At 43.6% G+C, this 1,162-nt stretch carries 1 protein-coding gene; it reads right to left on the bottom strand.

Annotation, left to right across the window (positions count from 1 at the left end):
- Positions 1-1,160, bottom strand: a 1,160-nt coding sequence (tuf, locus tag DPV81_RS09345; RefSeq protein ID WP_111388089.1) for an elongation factor Tu, incomplete at its 3' end; no start/stop codon positions are given.
- Positions 1,161-1,162: the final 2 nt, after the last annotated feature.

The following is a 1,162-nucleotide window of genomic DNA, read 5'->3' as shown; positions in this document are numbered from 1 at the left end:
CCAGCACCTACTGTACGGCCACCTTCACGGATTGCGAAACGTAAACCTTGGTCCATCGCGATTGGGTGGATTAAGCTTACCGTCATTTTGATGTTATCACCAGGCATTACCATTTCCACGCCTTCTGGTAATTCGATTGTACCAGTTACGTCAGTTGTACGGAAATAGAATTGTGGACGGTAACCTTTGAAGAATGGAGTGTGACGACCACCTTCATCTTTTGATAATACGTAAACTTCTGATTCGAAGTCAGTGTGTGGAGTGATTGAACCTGGTTTCGCTAATACTTGACCACGTTCGATTTCTTCACGTTTAGTACCACGTAATAATGCACCGATGTTTTCACCTGCACGACCTTCGTCAAGTAATTTACGGAACATTTCAACACCAGTTACTGTTGTTTTTGTAGTTGGTTTGATACCAACGATTTCAACTTCATCACCAGTACGGATGATACCACGCTCAACACGACCTGTTACTACTGTACCACGACCTGAAATTGAGAACACGTCTTCGATTGGAAGAAGGAACGGTTGGTCAATTGCACGCTCTGGTTCAGGAATGTAAGTATCTAAGTGGTTTGCTAATTCAAGAATTTTTTCTTCCCATTCTGCAACGCCGTTTAATGCTTGTAATGCAGAACCACGTACGATTGGAGTATCGTCACCTGGGAAATCATATTGAGAAAGAAGTTCACGAACTTCCATTTCTACTAATTCTAATAACTCTTCGTCATCTACCATGTCGCATTTGTTTAAGAATACGATGATGTAAGGTACACCTACTTGGCGACCTAATAAGATGTGCTCACGAGTTTGTGGCATAGGACCATCTGTCGCTGCTACTACTAAGATTGCACCGTCCATTTGCGCCGCACCGGTAATCATGTTTTTAACATAGTCCGCGTGTCCTGGGCAGTCAACGTGTGCGTAGTGACGAGTTGGAGTATCGTATTCAACGTGTGAAGTGTTGATGGTGATACCACGCGCTTTTTCTTCTGGCGCGTTATCGATTTGGTCGAATGCACGAGCTGCACCACCGTAGTGTTTTGCTAATACGGTTGTGATTGCTGCTGTTAAAGTTGTTTTACCGTGGTCAACGTGGCCGATTGTACCCACGTTTACGTGCGGTTTTGTACGTTCAAATTTTTCTTTAGACATTT

The organism is Haemophilus parainfluenzae (genome assembly GCF_003252795.1).
Lineage (GTDB): Bacteria > Pseudomonadota > Gammaproteobacteria > Enterobacterales > Pasteurellaceae > Haemophilus_D > Haemophilus_D parainfluenzae_K.
The sequence above is the reverse complement of the archived record's forward strand: the minus strand, read 5'-3'. Positions and strand labels throughout refer to the sequence as shown.